Genomic DNA, 16,504 nt, shown 5'->3' on the forward strand with positions numbered 1-16,504 from the left:
GATCCAACCGTGCTGGGCGCTACCTGAGGTAGTTTTATTGTTCTCTGCCTGGTTGCGGGGTCAACCCCCGGTAAAGCACTTCCACTCCAAAAAAATCTGTTAGCTGCGTCTCTGTGCCGTTGTTCTTGTTATGTCAGAGCCGATTCATCTTATTTTTATTGGGTTACCGCTTTTTATTCTTGTTATGCAGGAGATATAGCAGGGTGCGTGCCAACTTTTACAAATCCTTTAAAATCAATACGTTGGAGATTTCGTTCATTTGAGGAGCCGTGTTCAGACGGTTTTTTGTTTCCGTGTTACCCGCTTAATGGGCGTCTGTTCATCAAGCGGTAACACAATGTATCCGTTGAGCCGCACACTCGGTTACACAGCGTCGGTCACGCGCCCCTGCTCACGGCGTTGGGTTGTTGAAGGCTGCGCCAGAGCGCCAGGCTCATCAGCACACTGACTAACGCCCACGTCCATGCCTGCGGGTTGGCCACACCTTCGCGAAACAGCTGCGCGATGACACCACACCCGACTATCAACGCCAGCAAGGTGATTTCCCGGCGCGGCGCGGCAACCGGTCGAACCAGATAAAACAACGCAGGCAGCAAGATAGTTGCGGTCGGGAAGCTGCGGTAACGCGGATCGAATACCATGGCCAGCATCATCACCGCTGCCGCAAAGCCGGACGCGCACAGCCACCAGCCTGCGCGTGATTCCAGCCAGTTGAAGGCCTTGCCGCGCCAGCCCTGGCGTGCAGACAACGTCAGCGCAACGTGCGCCATCACCACCAGATTGAGCGCAACCAGCAAGCCCGCCCAAACATATTCGCCCGAGAAACGACTGGTTACCCTGGCCAACTCACCCCAGGCGCCGATGCAGCACGCACCCAATGCTGCCGTTAAAGGAAGAAGCAACGCACTGCGCGTCTTTTCTACACGGCCTGCAAAAATCAGGGTCAGCAGGCTCATGCCGACACTGAAGGCCAGCCACAACGGCCAATGCGGCAAGTTCGATACGGGCCCGGCCAGCACGCCTTTGTCCTGACGATCGGCATCGAACAAGCCCCAATACCCGCCGACTGCGCCTTCGGCTGCGCGCTTCCATGGCTGGTCGAACGCCTCGATCAGGTTGTAATGCCAGCCGTTCTGTTCAGCCATGGCGACGAAACCGCGAATGAACTTCGCCTCATTGACGCGACTGGGCAGCGCGGTTTCCCGCTGGCGGCCTTCGCTCGGCCAGCCGGTTTCGCCGATCAGGACGTCCTTGGGCGCGAACCGTGCGCCGAAGGTTTGCCGAATCTGCGCGACATGCGCCAGCGCGTCATCAATACCTTTAGGGTCATCTTCCCAGTAAGGCAGCAGATGGATCGTCAGGAAATCCACCGCGGGCGCGACTTCCGGGTACTGCAGCCAGAATTCCCAGACGTCTGCGTACGTCACCGGTTGCTTGACCTGAGCCTTGACCTGACGAATCAGCGTAGCCAGTTGCGCGCCGGTCAACTCTTTGCGCAGTAACACTTCGTTGCCGACGATCACGGCGCTGACCACGTCCGGGTTGGCGTTGGCCTCTTCGATCAGGGTGTTGATCTCTTTTGCGGTGTCCACCGGATTGCTGTTGACCCACGCGCCGAGCATCACTTTCAGGCCGTGCTTGCGGGCCAGGGCCGGAATCGCTTCCAGGCCAGTCATCGAGTAGGTGCGGATGCATTCAAAGCGGGTTGCCAGCAGCGCCAGATCGGCATCCATGCGCTCCGGGCGCAACTTGAAGGGCTGGTCGAACGGGGACTGATCCTTATCGAATGGCGTATAGGACGCGCATTGCAGCTTGTGGGTCGGTGTGGCGGCGTCCGGCAAAATGACCGGTTTACCGATGCCGAACCAATAAATACACAGGGCGAAAATCGCAAATACACAGGCAAACACATAGATGACGACAGGGGAGCGGGAATGGGCGGGCATGGTCAGGCCGAAGTGGGGCGGGAGGCGGGCATATTAGCATCGGTAACACTGCCCTGTAGGAGCGCGTTTGTACTGGTCCAGTTTTTTTGGACCATTACGTAGGAGTATTAGGCCGCCAGCTTTTCGAAAATAGCAGGCGGCAGGTTCTTTGCGGCAGTGTGGCAACGACGATGGTTGTAGTGTGCAATAAAATCCATCACGTCCCGCTCTGCCTCAAAGTGATTGGTGTAACCATTTTCAGGTGACCAGTCGTGCTTCTGTGATCTGAAATAACGCTCCACCACGGCGTTGTCCCAGCAGTTTCCGCGTCTACTCATGCTTTGCACGATCTTCTTCTCCCTCAGATAGGCCACAAATCGATCAGCGGTGTACTGACATCCCTGGTCCGAGTGAAAAACCAGTTCCGGGGAAGGCCTGCGCATCCCCACTGCCAACCTCAATGCCCGCAACGACAGCTCGGTATCGGCTGTTCTCGAAAACGCCCAGCCAACGATTCTGCGTGAGAAAAGATCCATCACGACCGCCAGGTACAACCAACTGCCCCCGACCCTTATGTACGTGATATCGCCCGCCCAAAATGTATTAGGCCGTGCTGGGTTGAAGCGGCGCTTGAGCACATTCGGCGCAACACTGGACGGCTTTGTCACACGACGATAATGCTTGTACTGCGCTTTACGCCTGACCAGCCCGAGGCTCTTCATCAAACCGCGCATGCGATGGCGCCCGATTACGAAACCCTCGATCTTCAGCGCTTTGGCAAAGCCGGCTGCCCAACGCGCCACGGTGGTCTTTGTGCAAACCACGGATTTTGATTTCAAGCTGTCGATCAATGCGCCTTGGAGGCTTGGGGCGGCGCAGGGCGTAATAGGTGCTGCGGGGCACACCCAGCACACGACATTTGTGGCGAACCGATAAACTTGTCCCGCGCCCTCGATCATGGTCTTCGGCCAAACAGCACCTTTAGATGAGAGGGCAACTGCTTTTTTAGGACATCATTTTCGGCCTCCAGCAGCGCATCTGGCCTGCAACGAACGATCAGATCCTGATCTTGCGGGCGTGCGGTTTGCGCCGCTCCTATCTGCTCCTTGCGCCATCGCCAAACCCATCGCCGCAGTGCAGTGGGCCCAACGCCTGTCTGCTCGCATGCCTTGGGTATTGAGTATTTCATCTCGACGACCAAGCGTATTGCCTCGGCCTTTTCTTCAGCGCTGACGACCCGAAATCCCATGATGCTTCCTTAGGTTGAAACTCCTACATCATGGTCCACAAATATTGAGCCACAACAGCTTGCCCGCGAAAAATCTTGCAGACGAAGCAAATCTGTCGTCAGATCCGACGTTTTCGCGGGCAAGCGCGCTGCTACAGAAGGCCCGTCTTCGTTTCCCATGCAATTTCCGTTCGGCCTCAGGCTGTTTTACGACTTGATTGTCGTTGATGGCTCCGTGATGTCGTTTCCCGATGGCTCAGTGTCGCTGACAGCAAAGGCAGCCGTGTGGTGCAGGTTGATGATCAAGGCGTCAGCGCGATGAGGTCGTTCGCACGGGCAAGCAGTTCAAGCGTTAAAGGCGCGTGACGCGCCAAATACGGGCGCAGGTCGCGGTCTTAAAAAAAACGTTAACGATGCCCGACGCTATTCGGGTTCAGAACTACCGGGGAAGTGAAGATGAAGATGCGAAAAATCCTGGGCGCGGGGGCCGTTCTGGCGCTTGCTATCAGTTCCACGCTGGCCCTTGCTGATACCAAACCGGAGCTGAGTATCGGCTACGTTGATGGCTGGTCCGACAGTGTCGCGACCACCAACGTGGCGGCTGAAGTGATCAAGGAGAAGCTGGGTTACCCCGTCAAACTGCAAGCAGTCGCGGCCGGGATCATGTGGCAAGGCGTTGCCACCGGCAAACTGGACATGATTCTGTCCGCGTGGCTGCCCGTGACCCACGGCGAGTATTGGGCCAAGAACAAAGACAAGGTTGTCGACTACGGCCCCAACTTCAAAGATGCAAAAATCGGCCTGATCGTGCCTGAGTATGTGAAAGCCAACTCGGTGGCCGACCTCAAGACGGATGAGTCCTTCAAGAAGAAAATCGTCGGCATTGATGCCGGCTCAGGCGTGATGATCAAAACCGATCAGGCGATCAAGGATTATGGGCTGGACGGCTACAAGCTTCAGGCGAGTTCCGGCGCGGGCATGATTGCCGAGCTGACTCGTGCTGAGAACAAAAAGGAATCCATCGCCGTGACCGGTTGGGTGCCGCACTGGATGTTCGCCAAGTGGAAACTGAAGTTCCTCGAAGATCCAAAAGGTGTTTACGGTGCCGCTGAAACCGTCGACAACATCGGCAGCCTGGACCTCGCCAAGAAAGCCCCGGACGTGGCGGACTTCCTGAAGAAATTCCAGTGGACCAACAAGGACGAGATCGGCGAAGTCATGCTCGCCATTCAGGACGGCGCCAAGCCGGAAGCCGCTGCCAAGGCCTGGGTTGCCAAAAACCCGGATCGCGTCAAAGCCTGGACCGGTAAGTAAACTGCTTTAGATAGCCGCTTCACCCAAGACCGCCCCGTCTCACGACCGGGCGGTTTTTTTGTGCCTTGTGCAAAATCTTGCAGGGGCGCGCTTGCCCGTGATCTCGGTGTGTCAGGCGCCGCTGATGCGACTGATCCAACGCTTTCGCGGGCAAGCGCGCTCCTACAGTGATTATTTCGATAAATGCGTGAGTCTCGATCTACAACTAATGTCGTTCTAATACTAAGGTCGTCTGGAGTGCGCCCCAGAGCAGACTAAAGTGCATTGCGTGACATCTCATCTGTGCTGCGAGGACAAAAACAATGAACGACAGCATTTACCTTTCGATTCAAAACAGCCCGCGTTTCAAAGAGCTGGTTTCGAAGCGAGAAAAGTTCGCCTGGATTCTCTCGGCGATCATGCTTGGGCTTTATGCCGCATTCATCCTTTTGATTGCGTATGGGCCTCATATTCTGGGCGCAAAACTCAGCGCCACATCCACCATCACCTGGGGCATGCCCATCGGCGTCGGGCTGATCGTGTCTGCGTTCGTGCTGACAGCCATCTACGTTCGCCGTGCCAACGGTGAATTCGATGACCTGAACAACGCGATCCTGAAGGAGGCGCAACAATGATCCGGCGCCTTATTCCGGCCCTTGGCCTCGCTGCTTTCGCTCCGTCGCTCTGGGCAGCCGAAGCGCTGACCGGTGCCGTGCAGAAACAACCGCTCAACGTGTCGGCGATCATCATGTTCGTCGTGTTCGTCGCCTTTACCCTGTACATCACCTACTGGGCGTCGAAAAAGAACAAAACCGCATCGGACTACTACTCGGCAGGCGGCAAGATCACCGGTTTCCAGAACGGCCTGGCCATCGCCGGTGACTACATGTCAGCGGCGTCCTTCCTGGGTATTTCCGCACTGGTTTACACCTCCGGCTACGACGGCCTGATCTACTCCATCGGCTTCCTGGTTGGCTGGCCGATCATCCTGTTCCTGATCGCCGAGCGCCTGCGTAACCTGGGCAAGTACACCTTCGCTGATGTGGCGTCCTACCGCCTCAAGCAGAAGGAAATCCGTACCTTGTCCGCCTGCGGTTCGCTGGTGGTGGTCGCGTTCTACCTGATCGCGCAAATGGTCGGTGCCGGCAAACTGATCCAGTTGCTGTTCGGTCTGGACTACGCCGTTGCCGTCGTTCTCGTCGGTATCCTGATGTGCCTGTACGTGTTGTTCGGCGGCATGCTGGCGACCACCTGGGTACAAATCATCAAGGCGGTCATGCTGCTGTCCGGCGCGTCGTTCATGGCGCTGATGGTCATGAAGCACGTCAACTTCGACTTCAACACGCTGTTCTCCGAAGCGATCAAGGTTCACCCCAAAGGTGAAGCGATCATGAGCCCGGGCGGTCTGGTGAAAGACCCGATCTCCGCGTTCTCGCTGGGCCTGGCACTGATGTTTGGTACCGCTGGCCTGCCGCACATCCTGATGCGCTTCTTCACCGTGAGCGATGCCAAAGAAGCCCGTAAGTCCGTGCTCTACGCCACAGGCTTCATCGGCTACTTCTACATCCTGACCTTCATCATCGGCTTTGGCGCGATCCTGCTGGTCAGCACCAACCCGGCGTTCAAGGATGCAGCGGGCGCATTGCTCGGCGGCAACAACATGGCAGCCATTCACCTGGCCGATGCGGTCGGTGGCAGTCTGTTCCTGGGCTTCATCTCGGCAGTCGCGTTCGCGACCATCCTGGCGGTCGTTGCCGGTCTGACCCTGGCCGGCGCATCGGCGGTGTCTCATGACCTGTACGCCAGCGTGATCAAGAAAGGCAAAGCCAACGAGAAAGACGAAATCCGTGTGTCGAAATACACCACGGTTGCGTTGGCCGTCGTCGCGATCCTGCTGGGCATCGCCTTCGAAAGCCAGAACATCGCGTTCATGGTAGGCCTGGCGTTCTCCATCGCGGCGAGCTGCAACTTCCCTGTGCTGTTGCTCTCGATGTACTGGAAAAACCTGACCACCCGTGGCGCCATGATCGGCGGCTGGATGGGCTTGATCAGCGCAGTCGTGCTGATGATCCTCGGCCCGACCATCTGGGTGCAGATCCTGCATCACGAGAAGGCGATCTTCCCGTACGAATACCCGGCGCTGTTCTCTATCGCTATCGCGTTTATCGGTATCTGGTTCTTCTCGATCACCGACAAATCGAAAGCGGCCGAGGGCGAACGTGCCTTGTTCTTCCCGCAGTTCGTGCGCTCGCAGACTGGCCTGGGTGCCAGCGGCGCGGTTTCGCACTGATGTGAGGTAACACGCAACACCCGACGCCCCGATCAGTGATCGGGGCGTTTTTTTGTGCGCAGACGAAGCCACTATTGATTCTGCCGGCAGGGCGCAGGCGCGTCAGGCGCAAACGTCAGCAGGGTTTGCGTTGCGCTATCACGGCCTGGCGCGCTAACGTCGAGCCGCCACCCAACCGGGAAATCGGGCCATGTCAGGACAGTACGCGCTGCAACGCCGCATCCATGAGGGCCACCCGCTGATGATTCAGAGCGGGTCACTGAGCAATCGTAGCGAAGACCGCCTTGGCGCCTACCGCGAGGGCCAGTTGTGGGCCGTGGACCAAGGCGTGATCACGGCAGAGCTGGACGCCGGAAGTTGGGTGATACCGGCGCGGCGCATCGGCTGGATTCCGCCCGGTGTGGCGCATGCCGCCAGGGTACATCCGGCGACCACTGGCTGGATGATCCATTTGCGCCCCGATCAAGGGCCGCTGTTCCCCACAGTGCCGACTGTGTTCGAAATGACCGACCTGTCCCGGTCATTGCTTGTGCGCATGGCGGGCTGGCACACCGAGCGCGCCGAACTCGCCCCTGAGCAGGACCGCATGCTCCAGGTGCTGTTCGATGAGCTCAAGATCTCGCCAGCCACGCCACTGTTTTTGCCCATGCCCAGCAGCCCGCATCTGGTGGGGATGACCCTGACCATCGTCGCCGACCCCTCCAACAAACTGACGCTGGACGATTGGGCACGTCGCGTGGGCATGTCCAAGCGAGGCCTTACCCGTCACTTTCGGCTGGAAACCGGCATGTCGCTGGTGCAATGGCGCATCGTGGCGCGCATGAAGCGCGCGGTGGAGCTACTCGCCCAGGGCGAGAACGTCGGCCGTGTGGCCCTGACCCTGGGCTATGACAGCGTCAGCACATTCATTTCGGCGTTCAGTGCGCAATTGGGCCAGACACCTGGCGCCTACGCCGTTTGATTCGGCCTGCCTCGTCACGCCGGTCGTCTTCTCGCCCACTTACCCCGCGCAGCTTTGCTATTCTTCGCGCCCTGCGACTTGAGGTCGCACCTTAACTGCCGATTTACCTGTGACTTGGGGTCTTCCATGACAGCCATTCTTCGACCACGTCCTCAGCCCATTACCCGGGCTGATTACAAGACTCTGGGCCTGGCGGCACTGGGCGGGGCGCTGGAAATCTATGACTTCATCATCTTCGTTTTTTTTGCGCTGACCCTCAGCCAGTTGTTCTTCCCGCCGGAAATGCCCGAATGGATGCGCCTGCTGCAAAGCTTCGGGATTTTCGTCACCGGGTATCTGGCCCGGCCGCTGGGCGGCATTCTGATGGCGCACTTTGCCGACAAACTCGGCCGCAAACGGGTGTTCAGCCTGAGCATTCTGATGATGGCGCTGCCATGCCTGCTGATCGGCGTGATGCCGACTTACGCTGATATCGGCTATTGGGCGCCGCTGATTCTGCTGGCGCTGCGCATTCTGCAAGGCGCTGCAGTGGGCGGTGAAGTGCCCAGCGCTTGGGCGTTCGTCGCCGAACACGCGCCCAAAGGCCATCGCGGCTACGCCTTGGGCGTGTTACAGGCAGGGCTGACGTTCGGTTATTTGATCGGCGCGCTGACTGCAACGTGGCTGGCCCATGTGTTCAGCCACGCCGAAATCCTCGATTTCGCCTGGCGCATTCCGTTCTTGCTGGGCGGTGTGTTCGGCGTGATTGGCGTGTGGTTGCGCCGATGGTTGAGCGAAACGCCAGTGTTTATGGCACTGCATGCACAGCGCGAACAGATGACCGAACTGCCGCTGCGCACCGTGCTGCGCGACCATCGCCAATCCTTGTTGCCAGCCGCATTGCTGACCTGCGTGCTGACCTCTGCCGTTGTGGTGCTGGTGGTCATTACCCCGACCGTGATGCAGCAGCGTTTCGGCATGAGCCCCAGTGACACCTTCGCGTTGAGCAGCATCGGCATCGTCTTCCTCAATATCGGTTGCGTGCTGGCGGGCATGTTGGTGGACCGCATTGGTGCCTGGCGCGGCGTCGTGCTTTACAGCCTGTTGTTACCGGTGGGCGTGGCGGTGTTGTACGCCAGTCTGGTCATTCACTGGCTGCCAACGGGTGTGGCATATGCCATCGCGGGGCTGGCCTGCGGCATCGTCGGGGTGGTGCCGTCGGTCATGATCGGACTGTTCCCGGCGAACATTCGCGTGTCGGGAATCTCCTTTACCTACAACATCAGTTACGCGTTGTGGGCCAGCAGCACGCCGTTGATCCTGATCGCCCTGATGCCATGGAGCCCTTGGGTGTGTGTCGGCTACTGCGTGATCATGGGCACCGTCGGCCTGCTGACGGCGCTGGTTTTCGGCATGCGCCGCGGCCTGAAGGTCGACGACACGGTCACTGCGCCTGCCTGCCGCTGATCTTCCTCTGCCGGTACACGGCATCGCCAGCCCACGCGCAGATCGCCCTGACCTTGCGCGAAGTGGGTGGCCTGCAGGTCGTCACGACGCACATTTGTTGTCTGTGGGATAAATAATAGTTCCACTCCGATTAATTGTAACTACTGATTGTAATTCGCATTCATCGCGTTTATCTTGCCCGCCAATACAACTGTGCACTGCACTCATCGCGCTTCAGAACTGTCTGGTCTGTTGTGCCTTTTATCGTGCGCATTGTTTCGGGCTTTATTCTGGAACATCCAGAGAAGCCTCTCTTTGAGTTGTAGGAAATGTTACTTGTCTGGTGCGAAGAGTTACTTCTTGTCTGCTCCGGATTTCCAATTATTCATTCATTGAGGCAGGTGCTGGATTAATAGATGTCCCTGCAATTGATGGAATGGAATCGGCAGCGCTAAATATAAGAGGGATGCAGGTGACAATGTTGGAAGGTCGGGGCAAAAAGCAGCGTGCCGCAAGGATCACGCACAGGGAGCGAGAAGTGCTGCAATTGGTCATGCAGGGCTTCACCAACAAGGATATCGCCCAGCATTTGGGCATCAGCAACTACACCGCGCGCGATCACGTGTCGGCGCTGCTGCGTAAAACAGAAGTGAAAAACCGTGCACAACTCATGGCCTGTTACCTGCCTGCGCCGCGTAAGACCAAGAATATTAACAACCCCCTACATGTGTCGGATTGTATTGTTGAGAAAGTTGTCGATAATGCGGCGGGCTCAGCAGTTAATGAACTCATTATTTAATCACGCCTCAGCGTGGCATAACTATTTTCGAGGTGGATCACTCAATTCCCGCATCGGCGCGTACTGATGAATTAGCTGCGCAATGCAGTTATGGCCGGGTGGCGTGATATTCAGGGCTTAATATTTTTGAGAGGGTAGCCGGGCAATCCTCCAGATAGTTAATAGAAGACAATAAAAAGGATCGCTTTGATGATGACTTGCACCTCGCACGCGGATTACATCTCGCGTTTGCACCACTCGTGTCTGGCGCATAACGTCGACGCTGAGACCCAGTCCGCACTGCTGAAACTGGCAGAGCAGCAAATTGCGATGTCCGCCGACGAGCTCTACCAACGTCAAGCCGATCTGTTCGGGCCCAACGGGATATTCGCCAGGTTCTCTGCGCAGGTGATGAAGGAGGGGCGGCAGGCGGCAGTCTTCGATGACCTTATGACGGTCAAGAGCCGTCAACGGCAGAGGCAGGTCGAGCAAGCCGTCAACTTCGCGCTCTGCCGTCATCACCGGCGTGTGATAACCCCCAATCCTTTTTCGAACCGGAGCCGGGAATCACTCTGCCGCATTATTTACGACGAGACGGGCGCGTTCACCCTCGTCGAGCGTTACGGCGCTTACGAGGCCATTCGCGTGCTGGACAGCGACTTTTTCATCAAGCTGATCGCAACCACCCGCGGCGTGGTAGAGCGACGCATCGTCTTTTGCGGATTGCTGGAGCACTTCGACCGCTTGCTGCCGATCGAGCAAAGCATTTATCCGGACAATTATCGGGAGGCGCAGGAGGGCCATCTGCAGCGCGAAGAAGCCCTTTACGGCAAGTTGCAACTGGGCAGAACGCTCAACGGTTTGCTCGCAGAAATCTCACCCGCACTGCTGCTGCAAAAGATTCAGGGCATGACAGCGTTCAAGGCGGAGTAATCCGCCAAGGCTCACTTAACCTCGTCGCTCATGGGTTCAAGCATCACAAACCCCTGTTTAGCCGTCATTACCTGGTTACGCCCGTTGGTTTTAGCGTCATAGAGCGCCATGTCGGCTTCGTGCAGCCACATTTGCGCATCGGTCAGGTGCGCTCCATACGCGGCGATGCCGATGCTCAGGCTGAGCTTGATTCCCGGCAGGCGCGCGTCGGCGTGTTCGTTGACCGTGCGGCGCAGGCGTTCCATCAATTGGATTGCCTGCGCAAGTGAGGTGTCGGGCAGGATCACGCAAAACTCATCGCCACCGTAACGTCCCGCCTGATCTGTCTCCCGAAGGCCTGCTGTCAACGCGCTGCTCAGTCGTTTGAGCACGCTGTCACCGATGATGTGACCGTAGGTATCGTTAATCGATTTGAAGTGATCGATGTCGATCAGCGCCACGGTGTTCGGTCTCTGGGTCGCCTTGGCGTTGTCGAACTGCAAGTGCAGAACATCCTTCCAGGCGCCGTGATTCATCAAGCCGGTGAGGCTGTCGGTAGTGCTGAGTTTGTGCAGCGCTTTTTTATGCCGGGATAACTGAAGCGCCACGCGGTAGCACACCAGACCGATGGCCATCGGGTAAATCACCAGCGTTGGCAGGCAGGCGTAGACCTGAATCTGGGTGATCGGAGGAAAAAGCGCGGGCAGAAAAAGCCAATAGCCCAAAGCACCACCTGCGATCTGGGCGAGGGTGCCAACGGCAAACATTCTCGGGCCACCGGTAGCAACGTTGTTCATCGCCATCATGGCCAGTGCAGTAACTGTGGGGAGGGGATTGAAGCCCATCGCGCCTGCCCAGAAGCCGCCTGCGATCGAGTCGTAAATGAGGTTGCGGAGCTCCGCGTGGTAAGGCTTTTTTGAGATTCTTGCCAGCAGGTACGCGACGTGTGGCCAGGCGTAACCGTTAAAGATCAACAGCACCCATCCCCACGTCGGCAAGCCTGCGGGATAAAGCGCAGCGGCAACGCTGAAAAAACCAATCCCGAGACCGACGCTGCGAGGCAGATGCATGCGCCTGGCAAACGACAGGCCTTTCGCGTAGCGGGTATTCATAGTCTTCACCGGGTAGTTACGTGCGATCACTTCTGAACCTTGTCCAATTCAGAGTGTCGCCTGCCCGTTATCCGCTGGGAAGAGCGTTGTGCCACTATTTGCCGCCAATACCGCACCGACTTTCGCCACGGGGTCTCGGCGCTATCCCCGTCTGTCCAGATAGAGTGTTATGCCACTCACTTGGACCCGGTAATCCCTTTCAACAGTTCGCTGTGCGCTTTGGTGTCTTTCTCAAGCGAAATGACATTGACCATTGCCGTCCTTCTGTCGGATGCCGCTGCGACGGTTGAGCTGATCACGCGTCCGCCTTCGACGTCGCCGGCGATGTCCATCTGGCGCAAGCCCAGGCCTTTGCGGACCATTGTTTTTTCGCCGATTTTCTTGAAGTGCTGGTAGCTGGTTTTCTGCTGTTCCAGGGTTTCGGCGATCAGGCCGTCGAGGGTCTTCTTGTCGTTTGGCCCGACCTTGGTGCCTGACGCAATGGGCGTCTCGGTGATGATCACAACCCGCTTGGCCGGCTTGTTCATGTACACCGACCCGGTCACGCCTGCCGCTTTGGCTTTGTCATCGATCTCCGGCATCGGGCTCTTCACGTATTCCTTGGGCAGGTAAAACACAAACTTGCCCCCCAGCATCGAGACCTTTTGCCCAGTGGGCGTGTTTTTCGCGGGTGCGTGTGCCGGCGCGTGTTTAGTTGCTGCGGACAGGTTCGCGCTGGTCAGGCCAACGCTGAGGGCCGCAAGCAGTAGAAAGGTTCTGACGCTGAAAAGCCGCATGAAGGGTCCTTTGGACAGGGGGAGCAGGGTAAAAGCGGCCGATGATGGGCGAGCCGGAAACATTGGCGCATTCTGCCTGAACGGCGCAGGCATCCGAAGCAAAGAGTGACAGGGGGCGCGTACCCGCGGTCACCTGCTACCGTGCACCTTAGTACACATTCGTTTAGTTTCTTGCTGGCTCGGCCGATATCAGGCTATTGGATGTATTTGCCGACACTGTGATCTGGAAAACCATGCCCGAGAATCTGCGATCCATCGCTAACAGTTCCAGCGTGTCGCTGGCCCGTGCCTCTCTGCTGAAATTCTCAGGTTTGCTGGCGTTAGTGTTCGTGTGCGCGGTAGGTCTGCTGCTTTATCTGGCGCACAACCTCAACCGCATCGAGTTGGCGGAGTCCGATTTCTATGCCAGAAAAGCCGTTCAGTCTTTGGAAAAATCCGTCAGCCTGACGCTCAAGGATTACGCTTTCTGGGGCGATGCCTATGAGCATCTGCACACCCGAGTCGATACCGGCTGGGCATTCGAACAGCAAAATCTGGGGCCCACCCTTTACCCGGATTTCGGCTTTCAGGGGCTGTTTGTCATAAACCCGGAAGGCCGCACCGTTTACTCGGTGATCGAGGGCAAGATGTCCAAGGTCTCTGCCGAAGAGTGGCTGGGGCAACCCATTGACGGGCTGCTCAGCAAAGCACGTGCACCCGCCGGAAGCGTGTCTCCCGTTACCCTGTTTGTCAGTTTTCGCGGACGTCCTACACTGCTGACCGCAGCAGCCATTACGCCCGGCACTGACCCTACCGTTTCGACCCAGACTGGGCCGCCATCGGTCCTGGTGTTCGTCGATATGCTCGACCCCGCCCGCCTTCAGGCGATGGGTACCGAGTACGGCGTTAACGGATTGCATCTGTCCACCGACCACGACGGCCACGTGGATTCGATCATGCCGCTTGGCGAGAACGGCGCCGCAGGCGAGCTGCACTGGAAGCCGGAGCGACCGGGCGATCAGATATTGGGTCTGATTCTGCCGTTGATGGGCGTGGCGGCGGCACTGGTGTGGCTGATGACCTGGGCGATCTTGCGACGCACCACGGCAGCAGCACGCGCGCTGGATGCCAGCTTCGACTCCTTGCAAGCGAGTCAAGCCGCCCTTGAAACCAGCGAAGCGCGCTTTCGTGATGTGGTCGAAGCCAGCTCGGACTGGATATGGGAAGTCGATCTGGACGGTCGATTCACGTACCTGTCGGAGCGCTTCCAAAGTGTGACCGGCTTGAGCAGAGAGCAGTGGCTGGACGCCCGCATCGATGATTTGCTGTGCACGGAACTGGGCGTTCTGTCCCAATGGCTGAGCATCCCCAACCGGCGCAGCAACATCAGCGTGCAATGCCGGTACATCGATAGTCACGGTCTTGCCCGGATAACGCGGTTGTCGGCTCGTGAAATTGCCGGGCTAGGGTTTCGCGGCACGGCAACCGACATCACTGAAGAAGTCGAAGCGCGTCTGCGCATCGAGTACCTGTCCCAACATGATGCGTTGACCGGTTTGCCAAACAGAACCCGACTGCAGGAGTTTCTCGACGGCAAACTCAAAGCCGCGCCCACCGCAGAACAACCTTTGGTCATGCTCAGTCTGGACCTTGATCGCTTCAAACCGGTCAACGACCTGCTGGGGCACGCCGCCGGCGACCGTCTGTTGAACGAGGTGTCCAGGCGGATCGCCGAGTGCATTCGCAGCGGCGATCTGGTTGCGCGCATCGGGGGCGATGAGTTCGCGATGATCGTCACCGATGTCGGTTCCCCGGATGAGGTTGAAGCGCTGTGTCGTCGACTGATCGAGTCCATTGAGCTGCCGATGCAGATCGATGAACAGGAAGTGTTCGTCAGTGCCAGCATCGGGATTGCCATGGCGCCCAACGATGCGTGTGAGGCGGCCGAGTTGTTGCGCTACGCCGACATCGCGCTTTACGAAGCCAAGGCCGCAGGGCGCAACACCTGGCGTTTCTATGCCGGCGACATGAACGCGCGGATCATCGAACGCCGCCGTCTGGAAAGCGACCTGCGATACGCCATCAAACACGGCGAATTACGCCTGCATTTCCAGCCACGTTTCCGCATTTGCGACGGCAAGATGGTGGGCGCCGAAGCGCTGGTGCGCTGGCAGCATCCCTCACGCGGCTTGATATCGCCCGACACGTTCATCCCGGTTGCCGAGGAAACCGGGTTGATTCTGCCGTTGAGCAACTGGGTGCTCAACGCCGCCTGCGAAAGCGCTGCGGGTTGGCCCAAGTCGTTGTTCGTCTCGGTCAACTTGTCCTCTATAGAGTTTCAGCGCGGAAACCTGGTGGAACGCATTCAGCAGGCGCTCGCTGACACGCGTCTTGAGGCATCGCGGCTTGAGTTGGAGATCACTGAAAGCGTCATGCTCGACGACGCCGTCGTTGCGCTCGACATCATGCGCGCGCTCAAAAGCCTGGGCGTGAGGCTGTCCATGGATGACTTCGGCACGGGCTATTCGTCACTCAGTTACTTGCGGTCGTTTCCCTTCGATGGCCTGAAAATCGACCGCAGCTTCGTCAACCGGTTGAGCGAAAGCGAGAGCGATCAATCCATCATCCAGGCTATCGTCGGGCTGGGCCGCGCCTTGTCGCTGACGGTTACAGCAGAGGGCATCGAAACCCAGGCGCAACTTGAGTTGCTCAGGGCGGTGAATTGCGATGAAGGCCAGGGCTTTTTACTGAGTCGTCCGCTGGACATCCAGGCGTTCAACGCACTGATCGGCGCGGAGGCGGCGGTTACTTGACCTGCATGGGCGCGAAGATCGGCCGTATGCCCCTGCATTTCGGATAATCGACACAGCCCCAAAAGTTACCCCCGGCGTTGGCGCCGCTGCGTGCCACCCTTGTCACCATTTGTTCGCGGCAATGAGGGCAAGCTGGCGCGTTCGGCGCGACTGGCGTTTCCACAATCGGCGGCGGAGGAGGTGGCGGCGTTTTGAGCACGGGCGGCTCAACGATTACCGGCTCCACCTGAGGCTCAACCTTAGCCTCGTTGACAACGGTAGAAGGTCGCGGCGCTGGTTTTTGCGTCGCGGCAATCCACGCGTTCAGCGCGGTGCCATCGATGAGTTGCACATTGCGCCCCGAAGCAAATTCCTTCGCCGGTTTGGTGAATTTCCCACTGGTGATGACGAAACCGCCCACAGCGCCCTCAGCCGCCATCGCACCATAAAGCTCACGCACCACCGGCACACCCACCTGCATGGCGCGCCATTGTTTGCACTGCACCAGGTACTTCTCGCCGCCCTTACGCGCGATCAGATCAACCCCGCCATCCGGCCCGCTACCGCCGGTTTCCTGCACCGAAAACCCCTGACGCCGCAGCGCTTCGCCCACCAGCAACTCGAACTCACGCCACGTGATACTGGCGAGCGTCTGGCCGTTTGGGGTGGCGACCGCGTTGAGGAGGGTGCGGCGTTTGCGGCGGGCCAGAAAAGAGGCAAGAGCGCCCCCGATGAAGATCAGCGGCAATAGAAATTGCCCGGCCATGGCCAAAGTTCTGAGCACCGTGGAGAACATCATCGCCTGGACATCCTGAGGCGAGGCGTAAACCGGCACGGGCGCCGTGGCAACCGAATGAAGGTAAAAGCCGGACACGACCGCCAGCGCAAGACCCACCCACCAAGGCAACTTGGCCGCGACAAGAAAGAGAACGTCAAAGGGGGAGGTGTGCCTGGCCATATCCGTGGTTTCTACCTGAGTTAGTCCATTTTTTACGGGCATCGCTAAATGCTGGCGCGACGATACGTGTAGGAA

General features: G+C 58.3%; 14 protein-coding genes. 8 read left to right on the forward strand and 6 right to left on the reverse strand.

Going from position 1 to position 16,504, the window contains the following annotated elements:
* Positions 1 to 377: 377 nt before the first annotated feature.
* The 3 genes from OYW20_RS07720 to OYW20_RS07730 form a co-directional block, all read right to left on the reverse strand.
* Complete coding sequence (locus tag OYW20_RS07720) at positions 378 to 1,946, reverse strand: glycoside hydrolase family 17 protein (RefSeq protein WP_268800111.1); 1,569 nt, start codon at positions 1,944 to 1,946, stop codon at positions 378 to 380.
* A 107-nt stretch (positions 1,947 to 2,053) separates the two neighbouring features.
* A complete protein-coding gene (locus OYW20_RS07725) occupies positions 2,054 to 2,884 on the reverse strand; it encodes an IS3 family transposase (protein ID WP_268800112.1) in 831 nt (276 codons plus the stop codon).
* Positions 2,881 to 3,174: a transposase gene (locus tag OYW20_RS07730; RefSeq protein ID WP_268800113.1), complete on the reverse strand. Its 294-nt coding sequence runs from the start codon at positions 3,172 to 3,174 to the stop codon at positions 2,881 to 2,883. The genes OYW20_RS07725 and OYW20_RS07730 overlap by 4 nt, the downstream gene beginning before the upstream one ends.
* A 435-nt stretch (positions 3,175 to 3,609) precedes the next feature.
* Here OYW20_RS07730 and OYW20_RS07735 point away from each other — a divergent pair, with 435 nt between their 5' ends.
* The 7 genes from OYW20_RS07735 (at position 3,610) to OYW20_RS07765 (ending at position 10,833) form a co-directional block, all read left to right on the forward strand.
* Positions 3,610 to 4,467 (forward strand): glycine betaine ABC transporter substrate-binding protein, encoded by an 858-nt coding sequence (locus OYW20_RS07735; protein ID WP_268800114.1) that lies wholly within the window; start codon positions 3,610 to 3,612, stop codon positions 4,465 to 4,467.
* A gap of 302 nt (positions 4,468 to 4,769) precedes the next feature.
* Positions 4,770 to 5,081, forward strand: coding sequence for a DUF485 domain-containing protein (locus OYW20_RS07740; protein ID WP_268800115.1), 312 nt, complete (start codon positions 4,770 to 4,772; stop codon positions 5,079 to 5,081).
* Positions 5,078 to 6,736, forward strand: a complete 1,659-nt coding sequence (locus OYW20_RS07745) for a cation acetate symporter (protein ID WP_268800116.1) — start codon at positions 5,078 to 5,080, stop codon at positions 6,734 to 6,736. The genes OYW20_RS07740 and OYW20_RS07745 overlap by 4 nt, the downstream gene beginning before the upstream one ends.
* Before the next feature lie 190 nt (positions 6,737 to 6,926).
* The gene (locus tag OYW20_RS07750) at positions 6,927 to 7,697 is read left to right on the forward strand and encodes a helix-turn-helix transcriptional regulator (protein WP_268800117.1); all 771 of its coding nucleotides are present in this window, start codon (positions 6,927 to 6,929) and stop codon (positions 7,695 to 7,697) included.
* A gap of 126 nt (positions 7,698 to 7,823) precedes the next feature.
* Positions 7,824 to 9,143, forward strand: a complete 1,320-nt coding sequence (locus OYW20_RS07755) for an MFS transporter (RefSeq protein ID WP_268800118.1) — start codon at positions 7,824 to 7,826, stop codon at positions 9,141 to 9,143.
* A 457-nt stretch (positions 9,144 to 9,600) separates the two neighbouring features.
* A complete protein-coding gene (locus tag OYW20_RS07760; protein WP_268801077.1) occupies positions 9,601 to 9,921 on the forward strand; it encodes a helix-turn-helix domain-containing protein in 321 nt (106 codons plus the stop codon).
* Between the two features lie 189 nt (positions 9,922 to 10,110).
* Positions 10,111 to 10,833 carry a hypothetical protein gene (locus OYW20_RS07765; protein WP_268800119.1) on the forward strand — a complete coding sequence of 241 codons (723 nt, stop codon included), beginning with the start codon at positions 10,111 to 10,113 and terminating at the stop codon, positions 10,831 to 10,833.
* Positions 10,834 to 10,844: 11 nt separating this feature from the next.
* Here the strand turns inward: OYW20_RS07765 and OYW20_RS07770 are convergent, their stop codons facing one another.
* Positions 10,845 to 11,924 carry a diguanylate cyclase gene (locus OYW20_RS07770; RefSeq protein ID WP_268800120.1) on the reverse strand — a complete coding sequence of 360 codons (1,080 nt, stop codon included), beginning with the start codon at positions 11,922 to 11,924 and terminating at the stop codon, positions 10,845 to 10,847.
* Between the two features lie 176 nt (positions 11,925 to 12,100).
* Complete coding sequence (locus OYW20_RS07775) at positions 12,101 to 12,700, reverse strand: DcrB/PsbP domain-containing protein (protein ID WP_268800121.1); 600 nt, start codon at positions 12,698 to 12,700, stop codon at positions 12,101 to 12,103.
* A gap of 233 nt (positions 12,701 to 12,933) precedes the next feature.
* Here OYW20_RS07775 and OYW20_RS07780 point away from each other — a divergent pair, with 233 nt between their 5' ends.
* A complete protein-coding gene (locus OYW20_RS07780) occupies positions 12,934 to 15,492 on the forward strand; it encodes a bifunctional diguanylate cyclase/phosphodiesterase (RefSeq protein ID WP_268800122.1) in 2,559 nt (852 codons plus the stop codon).
* On the opposite strand, the gene OYW20_RS07785 is transcribed toward OYW20_RS07780, so the two are convergent.
* On the reverse strand, positions 15,485 to 16,429 hold the full coding sequence (locus OYW20_RS07785) for a restriction endonuclease (protein ID WP_268801078.1): 945 nt from the start codon (positions 16,427 to 16,429) through the stop codon (positions 15,485 to 15,487). The genes OYW20_RS07780 and OYW20_RS07785 overlap by 8 nt on opposite strands.
* Positions 16,430 to 16,504 lie beyond the last annotated feature (75 nt).

It is taken from the genome of Pseudomonas sp. BSw22131 (assembly GCF_026810445.1).
GTDB classification, from domain to species: Bacteria; Pseudomonadota; Gammaproteobacteria; order Pseudomonadales; family Pseudomonadaceae; genus Aquipseudomonas; species Aquipseudomonas huanghezhanensis.

Bases quoted from the DNA above. Each gene is read 5' to 3' on its own strand.
- OYW20_RS07745 (WP_268800116.1), top strand. From the start codon at position 5,078: ATGATCCGGCGCCTTATTCCGGCCCTTGGCCTCGCTGCTTTCGCTCCG.
- OYW20_RS07750 (WP_268800117.1), top strand. From the start codon at position 6,927: ATGTCAGGACAGTACGCGCTGCAACGCCGCATCCATGAGGGCCACCCG.
- OYW20_RS07720 (WP_268800111.1), bottom strand. From the start codon at position 1,946: ATGCCCGCCCATTCCCGCTCCCCTGTCGTCATCTATGTGTTTGCCTGT.
- OYW20_RS07740 (WP_268800115.1), top strand. From the start codon at position 4,770: ATGAACGACAGCATTTACCTTTCGATTCAAAACAGCCCGCGTTTCAAA.
- OYW20_RS07725 (WP_268800112.1), bottom strand. From the start codon at position 2,884: ATGATCGAGGGCGCGGGACAAGTTTATCGGTTCGCCACAAATGTCGTG.
- OYW20_RS07765 (WP_268800119.1), top strand. From the start codon at position 10,111: ATGATGACTTGCACCTCGCACGCGGATTACATCTCGCGTTTGCACCAC.
- OYW20_RS07755 (WP_268800118.1), top strand. From the start codon at position 7,824: ATGACAGCCATTCTTCGACCACGTCCTCAGCCCATTACCCGGGCTGAT.
- OYW20_RS07775 (WP_268800121.1), bottom strand. From the start codon at position 12,700: ATGCGGCTTTTCAGCGTCAGAACCTTTCTACTGCTTGCGGCCCTCAGC.
- OYW20_RS07735 (WP_268800114.1), top strand. From the start codon at position 3,610: ATGAAGATGCGAAAAATCCTGGGCGCGGGGGCCGTTCTGGCGCTTGCT.
- OYW20_RS07770 (WP_268800120.1), bottom strand. From the start codon at position 11,924: ATGAATACCCGCTACGCGAAAGGCCTGTCGTTTGCCAGGCGCATGCAT.
- OYW20_RS07760 (WP_268801077.1), top strand. From the start codon at position 9,601: ATGTTGGAAGGTCGGGGCAAAAAGCAGCGTGCCGCAAGGATCACGCAC.
- OYW20_RS07780 (WP_268800122.1), top strand. From the start codon at position 12,934: ATGCCCGAGAATCTGCGATCCATCGCTAACAGTTCCAGCGTGTCGCTG.
- OYW20_RS07785 (WP_268801078.1), bottom strand. From the start codon at position 16,429: ATGGCCAGGCACACCTCCCCCTTTGACGTTCTCTTTCTTGTCGCGGCC.
- OYW20_RS07730 (WP_268800113.1), bottom strand. From the start codon at position 3,174: ATGGGATTTCGGGTCGTCAGCGCTGAAGAAAAGGCCGAGGCAATACGC.